This is a genomic window from Serratia sp. BNK-23 (assembly GCF_047456145.1).
Taxonomy (GTDB): domain Bacteria; phylum Pseudomonadota; class Gammaproteobacteria; order Enterobacterales; family Enterobacteriaceae; genus Serratia; species Serratia nematodiphila.
The window spans coordinates 2531512-2547403 of sequence record NZ_CP179900.1; the positions used below are offsets into that span (position 1 = coordinate 2531512).

The 15892-nt window shown below is 62.6% G+C and carries 18 protein-coding genes; 10 read left to right on the forward strand and 8 right to left on the reverse strand.

Annotated features, from left to right (window positions below):
- Positions 1-66: 66 nt before the first annotated feature.
- The 3 genes from ACMGF9_RS11910 to ACMGF9_RS11920 all read left to right on the forward strand — a co-directional run bounded on the left by ACMGF9_RS11910 (position 67) and on the right by ACMGF9_RS11920 (position 1347).
- Positions 67-261, forward strand: coding sequence for a ribbon-helix-helix protein, CopG family (locus ACMGF9_RS11910; protein ID WP_004928567.1), 195 nt, complete (start codon positions 67-69; stop codon positions 259-261).
- Between the two features lie 145 nt (positions 262-406).
- Positions 407-808, forward strand: coding sequence for a VOC family protein (locus ACMGF9_RS11915; RefSeq protein ID WP_015377846.1), 402 nt, complete (start codon positions 407-409; stop codon positions 806-808).
- Positions 808-1347 carry a dihydrofolate reductase family protein gene (locus tag ACMGF9_RS11920; RefSeq protein ID WP_021504579.1) on the forward strand — a complete coding sequence of 180 codons (540 nt, stop codon included), beginning with the start codon at positions 808-810 and terminating at the stop codon, positions 1345-1347. The genes ACMGF9_RS11915 and ACMGF9_RS11920 overlap by 1 nt, the downstream gene beginning before the upstream one ends.
- On the opposite strand, the gene ACMGF9_RS11925 is transcribed toward ACMGF9_RS11920, so the two are convergent.
- The 3 genes from ACMGF9_RS11925 to ACMGF9_RS11935 form a co-directional block, all read right to left on the reverse strand.
- Positions 1332-2726 carry an MFS transporter gene (locus ACMGF9_RS11925; RefSeq protein WP_414160255.1) on the reverse strand — a complete coding sequence of 465 codons (1395 nt, stop codon included), beginning with the start codon at positions 2724-2726 and terminating at the stop codon, positions 1332-1334. The two genes, ACMGF9_RS11920 and ACMGF9_RS11925, sit on opposite strands and share 16 nt — an antisense overlap.
- Positions 2727-2839: 113 nt before the next feature.
- On the reverse strand, positions 2840-3907 hold the full coding sequence (locus ACMGF9_RS11930; RefSeq protein ID WP_414160256.1) for an oxidoreductase: 1068 nt from the start codon (positions 3905-3907) through the stop codon (positions 2840-2842).
- Positions 3908-3919: 12 nt separating this feature from the next.
- Positions 3920-4669, reverse strand: a complete 750-nt coding sequence (locus ACMGF9_RS11935) for a DeoR/GlpR family DNA-binding transcription regulator (RefSeq protein WP_171403618.1) — start codon at positions 4667-4669, stop codon at positions 3920-3922.
- Positions 4670-4811: 142 nt separating this feature from the next.
- On the opposite strand from ACMGF9_RS11935, the gene ACMGF9_RS11940 reads away from it, so the two are divergent.
- Positions 4812-5687, forward strand: coding sequence for an alpha/beta hydrolase (locus ACMGF9_RS11940; RefSeq protein WP_015377841.1), 876 nt, complete (start codon positions 4812-4814; stop codon positions 5685-5687).
- Here the strand turns inward: ACMGF9_RS11940 and ACMGF9_RS11945 are convergent.
- The gene (locus ACMGF9_RS11945) at positions 5614-6831 is read right to left on the reverse strand and encodes an MFS transporter (protein WP_414160257.1); all 1218 of its coding nucleotides are present in this window, start codon (positions 6829-6831) and stop codon (positions 5614-5616) included. The two genes, ACMGF9_RS11940 and ACMGF9_RS11945, sit on opposite strands and share 74 nt — an antisense overlap.
- The gene (locus tag ACMGF9_RS11950) at positions 6822-7988 is read right to left on the reverse strand and encodes a serine hydrolase domain-containing protein (RefSeq protein WP_414160258.1); all 1167 of its coding nucleotides are present in this window, start codon (positions 7986-7988) and stop codon (positions 6822-6824) included. The genes ACMGF9_RS11945 and ACMGF9_RS11950 overlap by 10 nt, the downstream gene beginning before the upstream one ends.
- 121 nt (positions 7989-8109) lie before the next feature.
- Here ACMGF9_RS11950 and ACMGF9_RS11955 point away from each other — a divergent pair, with 121 nt between their 5' ends.
- The 6 genes from ACMGF9_RS11955 (at position 8110) to ACMGF9_RS11980 (ending at position 14487) form a co-directional block, all read left to right on the forward strand.
- Positions 8110-8997 (forward strand): LysR family transcriptional regulator, encoded by an 888-nt coding sequence (locus tag ACMGF9_RS11955; RefSeq protein WP_021504572.1) that lies wholly within the window; start codon positions 8110-8112, stop codon positions 8995-8997.
- A gap of 236 nt (positions 8998-9233) precedes the next feature.
- Entirely contained in the window at positions 9234-10538 is a 1305-nt protein-coding gene (locus tag ACMGF9_RS11960) for an MmgE/PrpD family protein (protein ID WP_076740228.1), read from the forward strand.
- 19 nt (positions 10539-10557) lie between these two features.
- Positions 10558-11895, forward strand: a complete 1338-nt coding sequence (locus tag ACMGF9_RS11965) for an LLM class flavin-dependent oxidoreductase (protein ID WP_021504570.1) — start codon at positions 10558-10560, stop codon at positions 11893-11895.
- A 17-nt stretch (positions 11896-11912) separates the two neighbouring features.
- Complete coding sequence (locus tag ACMGF9_RS11970) at positions 11913-12827, forward strand: ABC transporter substrate-binding protein (protein ID WP_414160638.1); 915 nt, start codon at positions 11913-11915, stop codon at positions 12825-12827.
- Positions 12824-13729 (forward strand): amino acid ABC transporter permease, encoded by a 906-nt coding sequence (locus ACMGF9_RS11975; protein ID WP_414160259.1) that lies wholly within the window; start codon positions 12824-12826, stop codon positions 13727-13729. Before ACMGF9_RS11970 ends, ACMGF9_RS11975 begins: the two co-directional genes overlap by 4 nt.
- Positions 13726-14487 (forward strand): amino acid ABC transporter ATP-binding protein, encoded by a 762-nt coding sequence (locus ACMGF9_RS11980; protein WP_004940693.1) that lies wholly within the window; start codon positions 13726-13728, stop codon positions 14485-14487. Before ACMGF9_RS11975 ends, ACMGF9_RS11980 begins: the two co-directional genes overlap by 4 nt.
- A 39-nt stretch (positions 14488-14526) precedes the next feature.
- Here the strand turns inward: ACMGF9_RS11980 and ACMGF9_RS11985 are convergent, their stop codons facing one another.
- The 3 genes from ACMGF9_RS11985 to ACMGF9_RS11995 all read right to left on the reverse strand — a co-directional run bounded on the left by ACMGF9_RS11985 (position 14527) and on the right by ACMGF9_RS11995 (position 15855).
- On the reverse strand, positions 14527-14664 hold the full coding sequence (locus ACMGF9_RS11985; protein WP_004940695.1) for an AcrZ family multidrug efflux pump-associated protein: 138 nt from the start codon (positions 14662-14664) through the stop codon (positions 14527-14529).
- 193 nt (positions 14665-14857) lie between these two features.
- The gene (locus ACMGF9_RS11990) at positions 14858-15328 is read right to left on the reverse strand and encodes an Rrf2 family transcriptional regulator (protein ID WP_004940698.1); all 471 of its coding nucleotides are present in this window, start codon (positions 15326-15328) and stop codon (positions 14858-14860) included.
- A 131-nt stretch (positions 15329-15459) separates the two neighbouring features.
- The gene (locus tag ACMGF9_RS11995; protein WP_049241054.1) at positions 15460-15855 is read right to left on the reverse strand and encodes a DUF427 domain-containing protein; all 396 of its coding nucleotides are present in this window, start codon (positions 15853-15855) and stop codon (positions 15460-15462) included.
- Positions 15856-15892 lie beyond the last annotated feature (37 nt).

Consider the following 15892-nt stretch of genomic DNA (forward strand, 5'->3'; position numbering starts at 1 on the left):
GCGGTCTGGCTGGCCGCTTCGTCCACATGGTATTATCATTCAGTCATCATTCTCTGGAGGATCCTGATGGAAAAGAAAACGGCGCGGCTAACGGTGCTGATTGACCCGGACAAGAAGAAAGCCCTGGAAGAGCTGTGCCTGCAGCAGGACGTCACCCCTTCTCAGGTGGTGCGTCAGCTGATCCGCGATTATCTGCACAAGCATCAGGTGGATTATCCCAGCCAGCCGACCCACGCCAATCCGCGCGTCGAGAGCAATTGAACGGCGGCCTGCCCCGCGAACCGTGAAGCGCGCTACACCTGCGCGCGTCCCTAATCCGAATCCTCCACGGCGGTCTGTCCATCCTGCGATATCGCTGCTACTGTTTTAGGCGTTCATTATTCTCTCTTGGGGAAGGAAACGCGCCATGTTCAGCCATATTACCGTCGGCGTCAGCGATCTGGATGCCGCCGCCGCGTTCTACGACGCCATTCTGTTGCCATTGGGCTTACAACGGCGGGAAGTGACGCCGGACGGCGGCCCCGCCGCCCGCTGCTGGGTGATGCCAGGCCAAACGCTGCCGCGTTTTTACGCCTACCAACCCTTCGACAGACAGCCCGCCAGCGCCGGCAACGGCAGCATGCTGGCCTTCCTCGCCGCCGACGAGCTGGCGGTTAAACGCGCCTACGCCGCCGGTCTGCTGGCGGGCGGCAGCAGTGAAGGCGAGCCCGGCGAGCGCGCGCACTACGGCAAAGGCTATTTCGGCGCTTACCTGCGCGATCCCGACGGCAACAAGGTGCATGTGGTTTATCGGGGAGATCTCGCCTGATGAAATGCTCGGTTTACATCGCCACCAGCGTAGACGGATTCATTGCCGGCCCGGACGGCGACATCGACTGGCTGCTGCGGCCCGAATATGCGGTTTCGCTGCTCAATGGGTTGAGTTTTGAAGCGTTTGTCGCCGACATCGACGCGCTGGTGATGGGCCGCCATACCTATGATAAAGTCCGCGCCTTTCCCGAGTGGCCCTATGGCGCACTGCCGGTGGTGGTGCTGTCGACGCAGCCGCCCGCGCCGCACGCAACGGGCCACGTTCGCTGGATGAATGGCGAACCGGCGGCCATCGTGGCGCAGTTGGCCGAGCAAGGCTGCCGTCACCTGTATATCGACGGCGGCCAGACCGTGCAGCGCTTCCTGCAGGCCGGCTTGATCGACGAACTGACGATTACGCGCGTGCCGCTGCTGTTGGGCGGCGGTATCCCCTTATTCGGCGCCGATGGCCAGGAGCAGCGCCTGCGCCTGCTTGCCGTCACTTCATCGGACAACGGTTTCGTGCAAGAACGCTACGCGGTTCAGCGCGCGCCGTAACGCAGCATCAGGCGGCGACCGCCGAAGGCGATGAGCAACGCCGCCAATGCCAACAGCGCCGCCACGCCGTAGCTCACCCGCATGCCGTAAGTCGCGGCGGCCGCAGTGCCCGCAACCTGCTGCGAAGCCAGATAAAACAGCGCCCCCATCGCCGACGCGCCGGTGATCGCCCCCAGATTGCGCGACAGGTTCACCATGCCGGCGATCAGCCCGCGCCGTTCAGGAAACAGATCCTTCATCAGCATGGTGTTGTTGGCCACCTGAAACAGCGCATAGCCGGCGGTCAACAGCGCGATGGGGGCGATATAGCCGAGCACGCCCCAACGGTTAAACAGTGACAGCAACGCCGCGCCTGCGGCCACCGCCGTCAGCCCAAACTGGGCGATGCGCTGCGATCCGAAGCGATCCACCAGATAGCCGGCCGGTATGCCGGTCAGGATCGCCACCGCCGGCCCCGCCGACATCACCAGCCCGACCTGCGCGGCGCTTAAGCCCAGCGCCCGCGACAGATAGAACGGCCCGAGCACCAGCGTGGCGGTCATCACCGTCATCACCAGCGCACTGGCCGCCAGCCCCGCCGTCAGGGCCGGATGGCGGAACATCGACGGCGCAAGCAGCGGCGATGCGGCGCGGCGTTCCACGCGGATAAACAGTGCCCCCGCCAACAGCGCCCCCAACATCAACGCCAGGTTAAGCGCGCCGAAGTCGCCGCGCCCGAGGGTCATCGCCAGCGAATAGCAGAGCAATGCGCCGCCCAGCAGCAACGTGCCGGCGCGATCGAACGGTTCCGCGCGCGTTGCCGCGCGCGGCCCATTCGGTAAGTATCGCCAGGCAAGCCACAGCGCCAGCAGCCCCAGCGGCAGGTTGATCAGGAACATCGCCCGCCAGCCGAAACCGGCGATCAGCGCGCCGCCCAACGACGGCCCCAGCGCGGTGCCCACGGCTGACATAGTGCCGAGCAGCCCCATCGCGCGGCCGATTTTTTCCTTCCCCAGAACCTCGCCCGCCAGCGCCATGGCGATCGACATCATGACTGCGCCCCCCAGCCCCTGCGCCAGGCGCGCCGCCAGCAACAGCCACAGTTGCGGAGCCAGCGCGCAAGCCAGCGAAGCGGCGGTAAACAGCGCAATGCCCGCCAGCAGCAGGCGGCGACGATTGAGGCTATCCCCCAAACGGCCGATGCCGATAATGCAAGTGGTGACGGCCAGCAAATAGCAGAGCAACACCCACTGCACCGCCTGGAACGAGGCATGGAACGCAGTGGCGAGCGCCGGCAGCCCGACGTTGGCAATGCTGATGCCAAGCGATGACAGCAGCATGCTCAGAGAAAGAGCGGCCAGTATGCCGCGGACGCCTTGCGGCGAAGGGTGGGATAACATGATGAACACTCCTGACATAGACTGCGAGTAAGCCTATGTCAGGGGTTAGCATGGCGGAAGACGCATGGCATGCACTGTATCCATGCGTCTGACGCCTTATCTGACGCGAGCCGTTACCAGGCGGCGATTTCCGCCTCGGTGAGCGGCAACGGCTGAGTCACACCGGTTTCCGCCGCCAGGGTGGCCGCTTCCAGCACCGCCATCACCGCCAACGCCTGCGCCGCGGTAACCGGGTTGGCGCCTGCGCCGCGCAACGCATCGCGCACCTGGAAGTAATACTGGCGCTGATCGCCATCCGGCGTCGGCAGCGTGCGCACCGGCTCCGTACCGATAAACAGGCTCATCGCGTCGTCGTCTTTGCCCCACTCCGCCGAACCCGGCGTCACGCCGGCCAGCAGCTGGCTCTCCTGCCCGTCGGCGCGCGCTTTGACCACGCTGCCTTTCTCGCCGTGCACGGTAAAGCGTGAGACGCCGCCCGCCACCAGCATGCTGCCGTGCAGGATCACGCGGTGCGTCGGATAGTTCAGCACCACGTGGGCCCAGTCGTTAATCTGCGCGTTGGGGCGCAACGTGGCGATGTTGGCCTGCACGCTGTGCGGCAAACCGAACAGCTGCAGCGCCTGATCGACCATGTGCGGCCCCAGATCGAACCACAGCCCGCTGCCTGGGAGGTTTTGTTCACGCCAGCGCACCCGTACTTCAGGGCGATAGCGGTCGATATGGGACTCAAAGTGCGTCACCTTACCGATCAGCCCCTGCTCGATCACCTGTTTCACCCCCAGGAAATCGCTGTCCCAGCGACGGTTCTGGAACACCGACAGCAGGCGGCCGTGCTTCTCCGCCGCGGCAATCAGCGCGCGCGCCTGCGCCAAATCCAGCGTAAACGGCTTATCCACCACCACGTGCTTGCCCGCCTCCAGCGCGGCCAGCGCCAGCGGCGCATGGGTGGCGTTCGGCGAAGCAATCACCACCAGATCGACCTCCGGCAGGCGGATCGCCTCGAGCGGATCGGCGATCACGCGTGCATGCGGCAGGTCGGCGTGAACTTTGTCGGCGTCGCGCGAAGCCACCACGCTGAGTTCCAGCCCCGGCACGGCGTTGATCAGCGGCGCGTGAAACGCCTTGCCGACAAAGCCGTAGCCAATCAGCGCCACCTGCAACGGTTGAGCGTTATCGTTCATCAGTGTTCTCCTCTAGCGGTCGTCGGCGACGACACAAAGTTCAATCATTGATTGCTCGTCCAGGTTATCCCACGGGCGATCGGTAAACAGGCGTTGGATCTGCGGTAGATCCGCCACGTGATGCGGCTCGCAGCGATCCAGCTTCATATGGTCGGCCACCAGCCAGCGCTCGCCGCTGTTGGCCAGCATGGCGCGTTTGACCTCTGCATCGGCCTCTTCGCCGGCGCTCAGCCCCAGCTGAGCATGCACCGCGCAGGCGCCCAGCAAAGCGATGTCCGCGCGGTAGCGTTCCAGCAACGCCAGCGTGGCGCTGCCGGCGAACAGCCGCTGGCGCGCATCCCACTGGCCGCCGAGCAAGATCAGGTTGATCTCCGGCCTGTCGCTCAGGCACTGCGCGATATCCAGCGAAGCGGTGATCACCGTCGCCGGGCCGCGCAACGCCTGTGCCACCGCCAACAGCGTACTGCCCGCATCCAGCATCAGGGTGCTGCCGGGCGGGATCTGCGCGGCCACCGCGCGGCCAAGCCGCTGCTTGACCTGCGGCAACAGCGCAGCGCGCGCCTGGCGCGGCATGCCGGACGGTTCGAGCGCTATCGCCCCGCCGTGATGTTTCTGCGCCAACCCCTGCCGCTCGAGATCGGCCAAGTCGCGGCGCACGGTATCGACCGAAACACCGATGGCGCTGGCCAATTCCGCCACCGCCGCCTGCCCGCGTTCGCTGAGCAAATCCAGTAAATGGCGCTGTCGTGCCGCTTTGTGCATGAGTTTATTCCGCAGTAGAACGCATAAAACAGCAATATACCGCAAAAAGAAGCAAAAAAGAACGCCCGTCGGCGACGCATTCCGCATCAAACATTAAAAAAGCATTAGGTGGATAATCGAGCGTCACCAACAAGGAGAAGTTATGAAAATCGACCTGATGTTCGACGATACCGCCGCCAGAGCGGTGCAATACAACGCCCGCGCTTCGGTGGAAGATTTTGACGCCTGCATGGCGGAATACGCCGCGCTGGCCCAGCGCGCCAAGGCACAGACGCCCGGCATTTACGATCTGCGTTACGGCATGAGCGCCGCCGAGCGCCTCGATCTGTTCCCGGCTTGCACGCAGCCCGCCCCGCTGCTGATCTTTATTCATGGCGGCTACTGGCATTCGCAGCGCAAAGAGGAAGCCTGTTCGATGGCCGCCGCGTTTGCCCAGCGCGGCGTGGCCGTCGCCACGCTGGAATACACACTGGCGCCAGAAGCGACGCTGGCGGAGATCGTGCACGAGGTGCGCAGCGCCGTCGCCTGGCTTTATCATCACGGGGCGCCGTTCGGCATCGATCCGGCGCGCATTTTCGTCAGCGGCAGTTCGGCCGGCGGCCACCTGTGCGGCATGCTGATCGCCGACGGCTGGCAGCAACGCTATCGCCTGCCGCCCGACGCGATCAAAGGCGCGCTGGCGCTGAGTGGCCTCTACGATCTGCGCCCGCTGTGCGATATCTACATCAACGACTGGCTGCACCTGACGCCCGAACAGGCGCAAACGCTCAGCCCGCTGTTTTTGCTGCCAGCGAAAGAGCATGCGCCGCAGATCCTGCTCGACGTCGGCCAGCGGGAAACGCAAGGCTTCAAAAACCAGACGCAGGCCTATTATGACGCCTGTCTGGCGCGCGGCCTCGACGTTCAGTTGCTGGCCGACCGCCACTGCAATCACTTTACGCTGGTCAACGAGCTGGCCGATGCGGAAAGCGCGATGTTCCGGCAGGTGATGGCGATGATCGACGCAACGCAGCGGTAGTCTGCCGCTGCAACCGCAGCCTGGCGGCGATCGTAATCACCGCCAGCGCGGCGAACAAGGCTCCGCACAGCAGGCTGCCCTGTAGCCCCCACGCGGCGATGAACCAGCCGCCCGCCAGTGAGCCCAGCGCCACGCCCAAATTGATAAAGGCGATATACAGCCCGGTGGCGAACGCCGGCGCCTCGGGGGCTTCGGATGTCAGCCAGATCTGCGTCACGATCAAACCGCTGGTGTGCGCCGCTCCCCAATACAGACAAAGCGCCGTCATCGAACCGATATTCGCGCTGCCGTAGTGATACAGCAGCGCATAAGCCGCAATCAAGGCTAGCGGGTGCAGCAGCACCGTCAGCGCTCGATGGCGGCTCAACCCCTTGCCGGCCAACAGGTTGCCCGCGACACCGCCCACGCCGAACGCCACCAGAAGAAAGCCGATGGCGGCGGCGCCAATGCCGGCTTCACTGCTGAGGTACTCGGCCGCATAAGCGTAGACGGCGAACATGGCGGCAAAGATCAGCACGCAGGTGATGATATTCAGCCACAGCGTCCCGCTGCGCAGGATCGTCAGCTGTTTGCCATAGCTGAGGCGCTGAACGGCGACGTCGGGCAACCGCATCAGCAATCCCGCCGCTGCCAGGAGATTGACCCAGGCACAGAACCGGAACGAGGCTTCATAGCTGAACTGCCCGGCGATCCATTGCGTCAACGGTATCCCCAACACCATGCCCATGCTGGTGCCGATGAACGCATAGGCGGTTGCTTTGGTGGCCTGATGCGGCGGATAAAGCGCCGCGGCCGCCACCATGGCCAGCGAAAAATAGATCGGATGAAACAACGCCGGCACAATGCGCAGCAACATGAGCATGGCGAAACTGTCCATCTGAGCGGACAGCGCGCTGGCCGCCGCGAACACGGTCAACGCGATCAACAACATGCGTTTGCGATTGAATCGCGACGCCAGCAGCACCAACAGCGGCCCGAGCAGCGCGATGGTCAGGGCGAAGATCCCGACCAGCCAGCCGGCCTGCGCCGTAGAGATGCCATACCGCGCGATGATCTGCGGCAAAATACCCACCACGCCAAACTCGATGCAGTAGACGCCGAACAACCCCAGCGCGATAAAGAAAATCGGTGGCATCAGGCGCATTGTATCGCTCCCGTCGCGGCATAGACCGCCTGACAAATCTCGCCGACAAAAGCGCCGGACATGCCCTCCAGCGCCGTGTTGGTAAACGCGACGACGCTGAGCTGCCGGACAGGATCGACGAACCACGAGTGGCCATAGGTGCCGCCCATTCGCCAGCTGCCAACGGACTCCGGCGTTTGCGCGGCGACGGGATCTTTCAGTACGGTAATGCCGAGGCCGAAACCGCGCCCCGGCCAAAACGGCATCGGCAAATCGCCGATTTGGTTGGTGGTCAGCGCCGTCACCCATTCGGCCGGCAGCACCTGCCCGCCCCCCTGGCGCAACGTTTCCAGCAGGCGCAGGAAATCCTCCGCCGAGCCGACCATGCCGGCGCCGCCTGAGGCGTACGCCTGCGGATCCAGCGCACGCGCCGGCGACAGATGAAAACCGGCGCTGCCATCAATGAACGGTAAACGATCCGGTTGGCGCAAACGGCGCGGCTCGCCGGGATGATCGGCGTAAGCGGCCGCCAAACGTGCGGGATCCACCGCCAGGAAATCGGTATCCGTCATCGCCAGCGGCCCGGTCACCCATTTTTTTACTGCCTGCGTCAGCGGCAGGCCGCTCGCCTGTTCGATCGCCGCGCCCAGGACATCGGTGGCGATGGAATAGCGCCACGCCGCGCCGGGCGGAGCCAGCAAAGGGGCGCAGGCAATACGCCGCACGTTCTCCTGCAGGCTGACAGACGCTTCATCCATGCCGTCGGAGACACCCAGCCGGGCATAGAATCCCCCTTCCGGCTGGAAAAAGCGGTAGCTTAGTCCGGCGGTGTGGGTCATGAGATGCCGTAGCGTCATCAACGGAGTGGTGCCGTCCGCCAGCCGCGGGCGAAAATTCGGCAGCCAACGGGTGATCGGATCGTCTAACCGCATGGCGCCTTGCGCCATCAATGCCAGCGCCGCCGTGGACACGATCGGTTTGGATACCGAGGCCAGACGAAACAGCGTATTGAGCGCCATCGGCTTGCCCGCTTCGCGATCTGCCATGCCCGCCGCGCGGTGATAAACGATCTCACCGCCCTGCGCCACCAAAACGACCGCGCCAACCAATCGTTTTTCACGCAAGGCTTGCTCTATCGCGCCGTCAATCGCGTTGGCAGAGGATCCGTATTCATTCATTTTTATTACCCCAGGTAGTCAGCCCATGCTGTCGCCACCGAGCATAGAGCGTGGTGATTAACGAAAAAACAGGCTAGATTTCCTTTCATAGCGGACACTCAAGTCCGCAATGGGGCAAGCAATGGATAATCTGTCTGGGGTGAACGTCTTTGTGCAGGCCGCAGAGACGCTGAGTTTCGTAGAGGCCGGGCGCGTGCTCGGCATTTCCGCTTCCGCGGTGGGGAAAAGCATCGCCCGCCTGGAAAATCGGCTGGGCGCGCGTCTGTTCCACCGCAGCACGCGCAGCATGACGCTGACCGCCGAAGGCCGGCTGTTTCTGCACCGCTGCCAGCGCATTCTCGGGGAATTGGCGGCGGCGGAACGGGAAATCAGCGATACGCACAGCGCGCCGCGCGGCAAGCTGCGTGTCAGTTTGCCGCTGGTGGGCGGCCTGCTGAATCCGGTGCTGGCGGAATTTGTCCGGCGTTACCCGGAGATTGAGCTGGAAACCGATTTTTCCGACCGGCGGGTCGCGGTGATCGAAGAAGGGTTCGATGCGGTGATCCGCGTGGGCGATACCGAGGACTCTCGCTTAATGAGCCGCCAACTGGGCACGTTTCACCTACAGCTGGTGGCGGCGCCAGAGTATCTGCGCCGAGCGGGAATACCCCGCCAGCCGGCAGAACTGCGCGATCACGCCTGCCTGTTATACAGATTCCCCACCACCGGCAAAGTCGAGACCTGGCCGGTGGCGGGCGGAGATAAACTGCTCGACGAAGGCCTGGGCAAGCGCACGGTATGCAACACCGTCGACACGCTGATTTACCTGGCGGAACAGGGCCTGGGCATCGCCTGCTTGCCCGATTTCGCGGTGCGAGAGGCGCTGGAGCGACGGCGGCTCCAACCGGTGCTTGGCGACCACTGCCGACACAGTGGCAGTCTCAAAATTCTCTGGCCTTCAAGCAAACATCTTACACCGCGTCTCAGGGCATTTATCGACATCATGAGCGTTCGCCTTTTCTCGGCCTGAGTCCTCTATCGTGCTAGAGCAAATACAGCTTTGCTTTGCACAAAAATAGCTAAGGCGCAGCCTGCCAGCAGCTGGCAGCTGCTGCCAGCTGCTCTGACGGCGGCGCAGTGCCGTCGTTATATTCCATTCAGAGATATGGAAGCGCCGTTCGTTCTTTCGGGACAACGAAAATCGCCACACAATACCTTTCACCCCGCACTCGTGCATAACCGTATATAAATTCAGGTGTTAACGCCTTGTCATTACCGATAACCGCCCAATTCGCCCATCTGATATTGAACAGCCAGCCGGATGAAAACGCCCTGTCAGCCGCTCGCCGCGGCGTGAAAGATTACTTCGCCTGCGCGCTGCCGATTGCCCGCGGGGCGTTGAGCGATGCAGGTCTGGCAGCGATCGGTAAGACGTTTCCGCCGAACGGCAGCGAGAACCGCGCACTGCGCTATGGCTATGTCAGCCACGCGTTGGACTTCGATGATTACCATCCTGCGCTGCGTGGCCATCCGAGCACCGTAGTGCTCTCAGCCCTGCTGGCGCTGAACGGTGAGAGTGACGATGTCACTGAGCTGTTAACCGCCTATGTCATCGGCGTAGAGGCCGCTGGCCGGCTGGGATTGGCCGCTGGCACGCAACATTACGTGCTGGGTTTTCACAGCACCGCCACCCTGGGCGCGGTCGCCGCCTGCGCCGCCGTGGCGCGTTATCTGCAGCTTGACCAGCGGCAGACGCAGATTGCTCTGGGCCTGGCGGCCACGCAGGCAGCGGGCCTGCGCAGCCAGTTCGGTTCGGCGGCCAAACCGCTGCATGCCGGGTTGGCGGCACGCAACGCGGTCAACGCCGCTCTGCTGGCTCAGGCCGGTTTCATCGGCCAACCGGAGGGCGTGCTGGACAGCCTGCTGACTTCCCACGGCGGCGGCCGGCAAAAACCGGAATGCCTGACCGCCGGCTGGGGCACGCCCTGGCGCATCCTGCAGCCGGGGCTGGAATTCAAGCGGTACCCGACTTGCGGTGGCACTCACAGCGCGGCCGAGGCGGCGCTCGCCCTGCGCGCGCGGCTGCTGGCACAAGGCGACGTCCTTGCGGAGATCGCACAGGTTGAGGTCAGTTTTCCGCCCGGCGCAGATACTGCGCCCTTTATTCGCCAACCGGCCACCGGTGTGGAAGCGCGCTTTAGCCTCGAATACGTCATCGCCGATGCGCTATACCACGGCGAGGTCCCGCTGACGCATTACGGCGAACAGCCTGTCGATGCGGCTATCGCCGCCCTGGCGGCAAAAGTTGTGCGCCATGTCGATCCCGCAGCCCCGCCGGACGCGCTCGATCCGGAGATGCGCTTCCATCGTCTGACCCTGACGCTGCAGGACGGGAGGCGAATAAGTGACATAGTCACAAGAAAGCAAACCGCCGCCCGGCCGACAGACCTCGACGCCAAGCTGCGCGCCATTCTGCAGCTGCTTCCGGGCCTCGAAGGCGAGAGCGTTATCCGCGACTGCGCGCTTATGTCCCCTGGCGCGCTGCCGCGACTGATTGCATTGTTAAATTAATAATAAAACAGGAATAATTATGAGTACTTCACCTTCAACACCATCGCGCCAACTCCGTCTCGGCCTGTTCGTTCAGGCTCTGGGGCACCACATCGGGGGATGGCGCGCAGAAGGCGCCAGCGGTTCACCGACCGATATCGACTGGTTCACCTGGATCGCAAAAAAAGCCGAAGAAGGCACTTTCGATATGTTCTTCGTCGGCGACGCGTTGGCAACCAGCGTGCACCGCCTGCCCTCGACGATGTCACGCCTGGAGCCGCTGACGCTGCTCGCGGCGCTGGCGGTCAACACCCGCCATATCGGGCTGGCGGCGACCGCCTCCACCACGTTCGATCAACCCTTCCACCTGGCACGCGCCATGGCCTCCATCGACCATATCAGCCACGGCCGCGCCGCCTGGAACGTAGTGACCTCTTTCTCCAGCGATGCGGCGCGCAACTTCAGCCGTGAAGATCTGCCGTCGCACGCCGAACGCTATGAAGTGGCGCGGGAATTCCTCGAGGCCAGCTACAAACTGTGGGACGGCTGGGAAAAAGACGCCATCGTGCGCGACAAGCAAAATGGCGTGTACGCCATCGACGAGAAAATCCACGCCGCCAACCATAAGGGCAAGCATTTCTCGGTGCAGGGCCCGCTGAACATTTCCCGCTCGCCGCAAGGACGGCCGGTGATCATTGAGGCCGGCTCTTCCCCGGCCGGCCAGCAGCTGGCGGCGGAAACCGCCGAAGTGGTGTTCACCGCCGCCGCCAGCCTGGAAGAAGGACAAGCTTTCTACCGCAGTCAGAAAAAATACGTGGCCGACGCCGGCCGCAACCCGGACCACCTGCTGATCCTGCCAGGTGTGATGCCGATTGTCGGGCGTACCAAAGAAGAAGCGCAGGAAACCTGGTATCAGCTGAATCAACTGGTGGATATCGATAACGGCATTGAGCAGCTGTCGGCGCGCTTTGGTTTCGATTTGAGCGATTATCCGCTGGACGGCCCGGTGCCGAACGTGGGCGCCACCGAAGGCGGCCAAAGCCGCGTGAAACTGCTGACCGATCTGGCCGCGCGGGAAAACCTGACGCTGCGTGAGCTGGCGGCCGTCGCGGCCGGTTCGCGCGGCCACCGCGTGGTGGTAGGCACCGCCGAAGAGATCGCCGACGACTTCCAGCTGTGGCTGGAACAGCAAGGCGCAGACGGCTTCAACATCATGCCGGCGGTATTGCCCAACCAGCTGGAACTGTTCGTCGAGCAGGTGATCCCGGAGCTGCGTCGCCGTGGCCTGTTCCGTGAAGAGTATCAGCATGCAACCCTGCGTGAAAACCTGGGTCTGCCGGAACCGGCAATCAACTTCGCTAACGTAAAATCGGCTTAATCCGCAGGGAAATCATGATGAAAACCACATTCAAACGCACCGTACTGTCCCTGCTGTTGGCTTCCTCCACGCTGGCGCCGTTGGCAGCCGGTCATGCCGCTGAAGGCGATGTTCCCTTCAAGTCGGCGCTGAAAGCTGCCGCCGATCCGGCGCTGCACGACAGCCTGCCTGAAGCGATCAAAAAGGCCGGCTACATCGTTGCCGGCACCAACCCGAACACCCCGCCGACCACCTTTTACCAGGCGGACAACAAAACGCTGGCCGGGCGTGAAATCGACGTGATGAGCGCGATTGCCGATCGCCTGGGCGTGGCGATCCACTGGAAGGACACCGGCGGCTTCGACAACATCATCCCCGGCCTGAAGTCCGGCCGTTATGACGTCGCGCTGGCCAACATTGACGCCAACAAAAAGCGCTTCCAACAGGTGGACTTCGTCGGCTATTACCACGCTTCCAAGCTGGCCTTGATCGCCCGCAAAGACGCTGCGCTAGGCCCTTACACCGAGCTGGCGCAGCTGTGCGGCCAGACCGTCGGCGCCGGCGCAGGCACCTCGCAGATCACCCGCCTGCAGCAGGCCAGCGATCAATGCGTCGCCGCCGGCAAGCCGGCCATCACCATGCCGATCTTCCCGGACCGCCCGGCCGGGGTGCAAGCGGTGATCAGCGGCCGCGTACCGATGTTTTTCGGCCCGTATGAAGGGTTGCGCTACCAGGCCACCCACGTTAAACCGCTGACGCTGGCCGGTGATATCAACATTGACGGCACCACGGTGGCCATTGCCCTGCCGAAAGGCTCCGAACTGGTGAAACCGGTGCAGGCAGCGCTGAATTCTCTGATCGCCGACGGCAGTTACCAGAAAATCCTCGACGGCTGGGATATCGGTTTTGGTGCAGTGAAAACCGCCGGCATCAATGAAGAGATCGCCAAATGAGTGGGCAACACCCTGTCGACGACGCGGAACTGAGCATCGTCGGCCATCGGCATTACGGGCGCTGGCTCAGCGCCCTGGTTGTGCTGTTGATCGTCGGCGTTATCATCAATTCCATGCTGCACAACCCGCGCTTTGAATGGGCGGTGGTGGCGGAAAACCTGACCGAGGCTTCCATCCTCAACGGCGTGCTCATGACGCTAAAGCTGACGGTGATTTCGGTGGTGTTCGGCTTCGCCGGTGGCGTGCTGCTGGCGCTGATGCGCCTGTCGGCCAATCCGGTATTGGTTGCGGTAAGCTGGTTCTACACCTGGTTCTTCCGTGCGGTGCCGATGCTGGTGCAGCTGTTCCTTTGGTACAACATCGCCGCGCTTTATCCGCGCATCAGCCTGTGGATCCCGTTTCTTGGCGAAGTCGCCAGCGCGCCGACCAATACCCTTATCAGCACCTTCAGCGCGGCGGTGATCGCGCTGGTGATGCATCAGTCGGCCTATGCGGCGGAGATCGTGCGCGCAGGCATCCAAAGCGTCGGCAGCGGCCAGCTGGAAGCCGCCAAAGCGCTGGGATACCGTCGTGGGCAAATCCTGTGGCGCGTGGTATTGCCGCAGGCGATGCGCCCCATCCTGCCGCCGGCGGGCAATGAGGTGATCGGGCAGTTGAAAACCACCGCGGTGGTGTCGGTGATTGCCCTGCAGGACGTGCTGTATTCGGCGCAGATCATTTACCAACGCACCTACGAGGTCATCCCGCTGCTGCTGGTCGCCACCCTGTGGTATCTGGCCATGACTTCGATTCTGTCGATTGGCCAATACTACGTGGAGCGCTATTTTGGCCGCGGCACGCAGGCAACGCGCCGCGGCGGGTTCTTCCTCAACCGCAAAGCCCCTCAGGGAGGTGAACAATGAGCGCATCCATCCACATCAACCGGGTGCGGAAATCCTTTTCCGGCACCGACGTGTTGAAAAACATCAGCCTGACCATCCCGGCAGGCTCGGTGACGGTGATCCTCGGCCCTTCCGGCTCCGGCAAATCCACCCTGTTGCGCTGCATCAACCACCTGGAAAAGCTGGACGGCGGCACCATTCGCGTTGGCGAACAGCTGATCGGCTATCGTCAAAAAGGCCGGCATCTGTACGAGCTGAAAGAAGCCGAGGTGGCCGAACAGCGTAAAAGCATCGGCATGGTATTTCAGCAGTTCAACTTGTTTGCGCACCGCACCGTGTTGCAAAACGTCAGCGACGCGCCGCTGCGGGTGAAAAAGGAAAAAAAAGCCGAGGTGCAGGAACGGGCGAAGCAGCTGCTGGCCCGCGTCGGGCTGGAACATCGCATCAACGCCTGGCCGCGAGAACTGTCCGGCGGCCAGCAACAACGCGTCGCCATCGCCCGCGCGCTGGCGATGAACCCGCAGGTGTTACTGTTTGATGAACCGACCTCCGCCCTCGATCCTGAATTGGTTGGCGAAGTGCTGCAGGTGATGAAAGACCTGGCGCATTCGGGCATGACCATGGTGGTGGTCACGCACGAAATCGGCTTCGCCCGCGAAGTGGCCGACCAGATTGTCTTTATGGATCAGGGAAAGGTGGTTGAAACGGGCAGCGTGCAGCAGGTTCTGGATGCGCCGGGACATGAGAGGACGCGCAACTTCCTGGCGACGGTATTGTAGTCCTGCGTCAGGGGGCGTTGCGTCCCCTGACGTTCAAATTCAGCCGTTATTTTTGCGGCCGATAGCGGAAAAGACGTTGAACACTTCACCCAAGCCGTAAATCGCGCCGAGCAAGACGGCCACCATTACCGGCACCAGGACCACCACGGTGGCCAAGCTTTCAAGCATTTCTAACATCGTTCTCTCCTGGTTTATAAGCACAGCGAATCTGCGCCGGAAGAAAAGGTTTCCGGCCAATCGATCGATTATCGTGGGGAGGCAGTCTAAAACGTGAGCCACATCACACTTGATGCGAGCTAATGTAACTTACACAATTACATTAACGCAATGCAAAAAATGCTCTGCGGGAAGACGGAATTGGCGTGGGTTTTTATTGCGTATCCGCTTGATATTGCGCTGAACAAGGGACGAAAGGATAGCCGGCTTGCCGCTCGACCTGCCCGGCCATTTCGGCGATGCTGGTTTGCGCCAGGCTGGCCTCCAGCGCGTGACCAACGCGCGCAAACTCTTGCTCCAGCACCGGGGTAATCGCGTGGCCGATATAACACGCATCGTTAGGCCGGGCGCGGTGCAGCATGAAATAGGGTTGATCCTCCACCGCGCGATACACGTCCAGCAGCGAGATCGCTTCTGCCGGCCGCGCCAGCAGCGCCCCGCCGCCTTGCCCCATCTGCGAATAGGTCAGCCCGGCCTCCGCCAGCGCGCCGAGGATCCGCCGCACCACCGTCGGGTTGGTGTTGACGCTGCGCGCGATATCTTCGGAACGCACCGTCTGGCCACGACACAGCGTGATGTTGGTCAGGATATGGATGGCAACGGCAAATCGCGTAGAGGTAGACACCTTGGCACCTGCTCAGAGTTTCGTTTATGTCGGATTAAAACATAAGGAAAGCGTATCAGTTTCCAGTAATACACATAATGAGTAGGGATAAGCGGAATGTCAACCTGCCCCCGCCCGGCGGCGGCGGCAGGTCAGGCTTCAGTACTGATTTCTGTCACTTTGTCGGGATAAAATGCCAGATAATCCTTGATCGCCACCACGGCGTTGTAAGGCATTTCATAGCTCCAGGCCGTATTGGCCCCCTGTGCGCCGTTCAGCGCGAAGGTGAAATAACTGCAGTCGCCCTTATACGGGCAGTAGCTGACGTGCCCGTTTTTCTGCAATAGCGCCATATTCACGTCCTCACGCGGAAAGTAAAACACCGGCGGATAGGTGGCCTCCTGCAGGATGAGCGCATTGCGACTGTCGGCCAGGGTTTTCCCGGCAGCACGCACCACGACCCGCGTCGGATGACGAGTCAAGGTGATCGGGTGATCCGGGCCGGGGATTTTCACCGGTTTGCCGGACGCGGAAACGAGATCGGACATGGCGGCCTCCAGAGTGTGTGCCCCGCCCCCGCGAGGC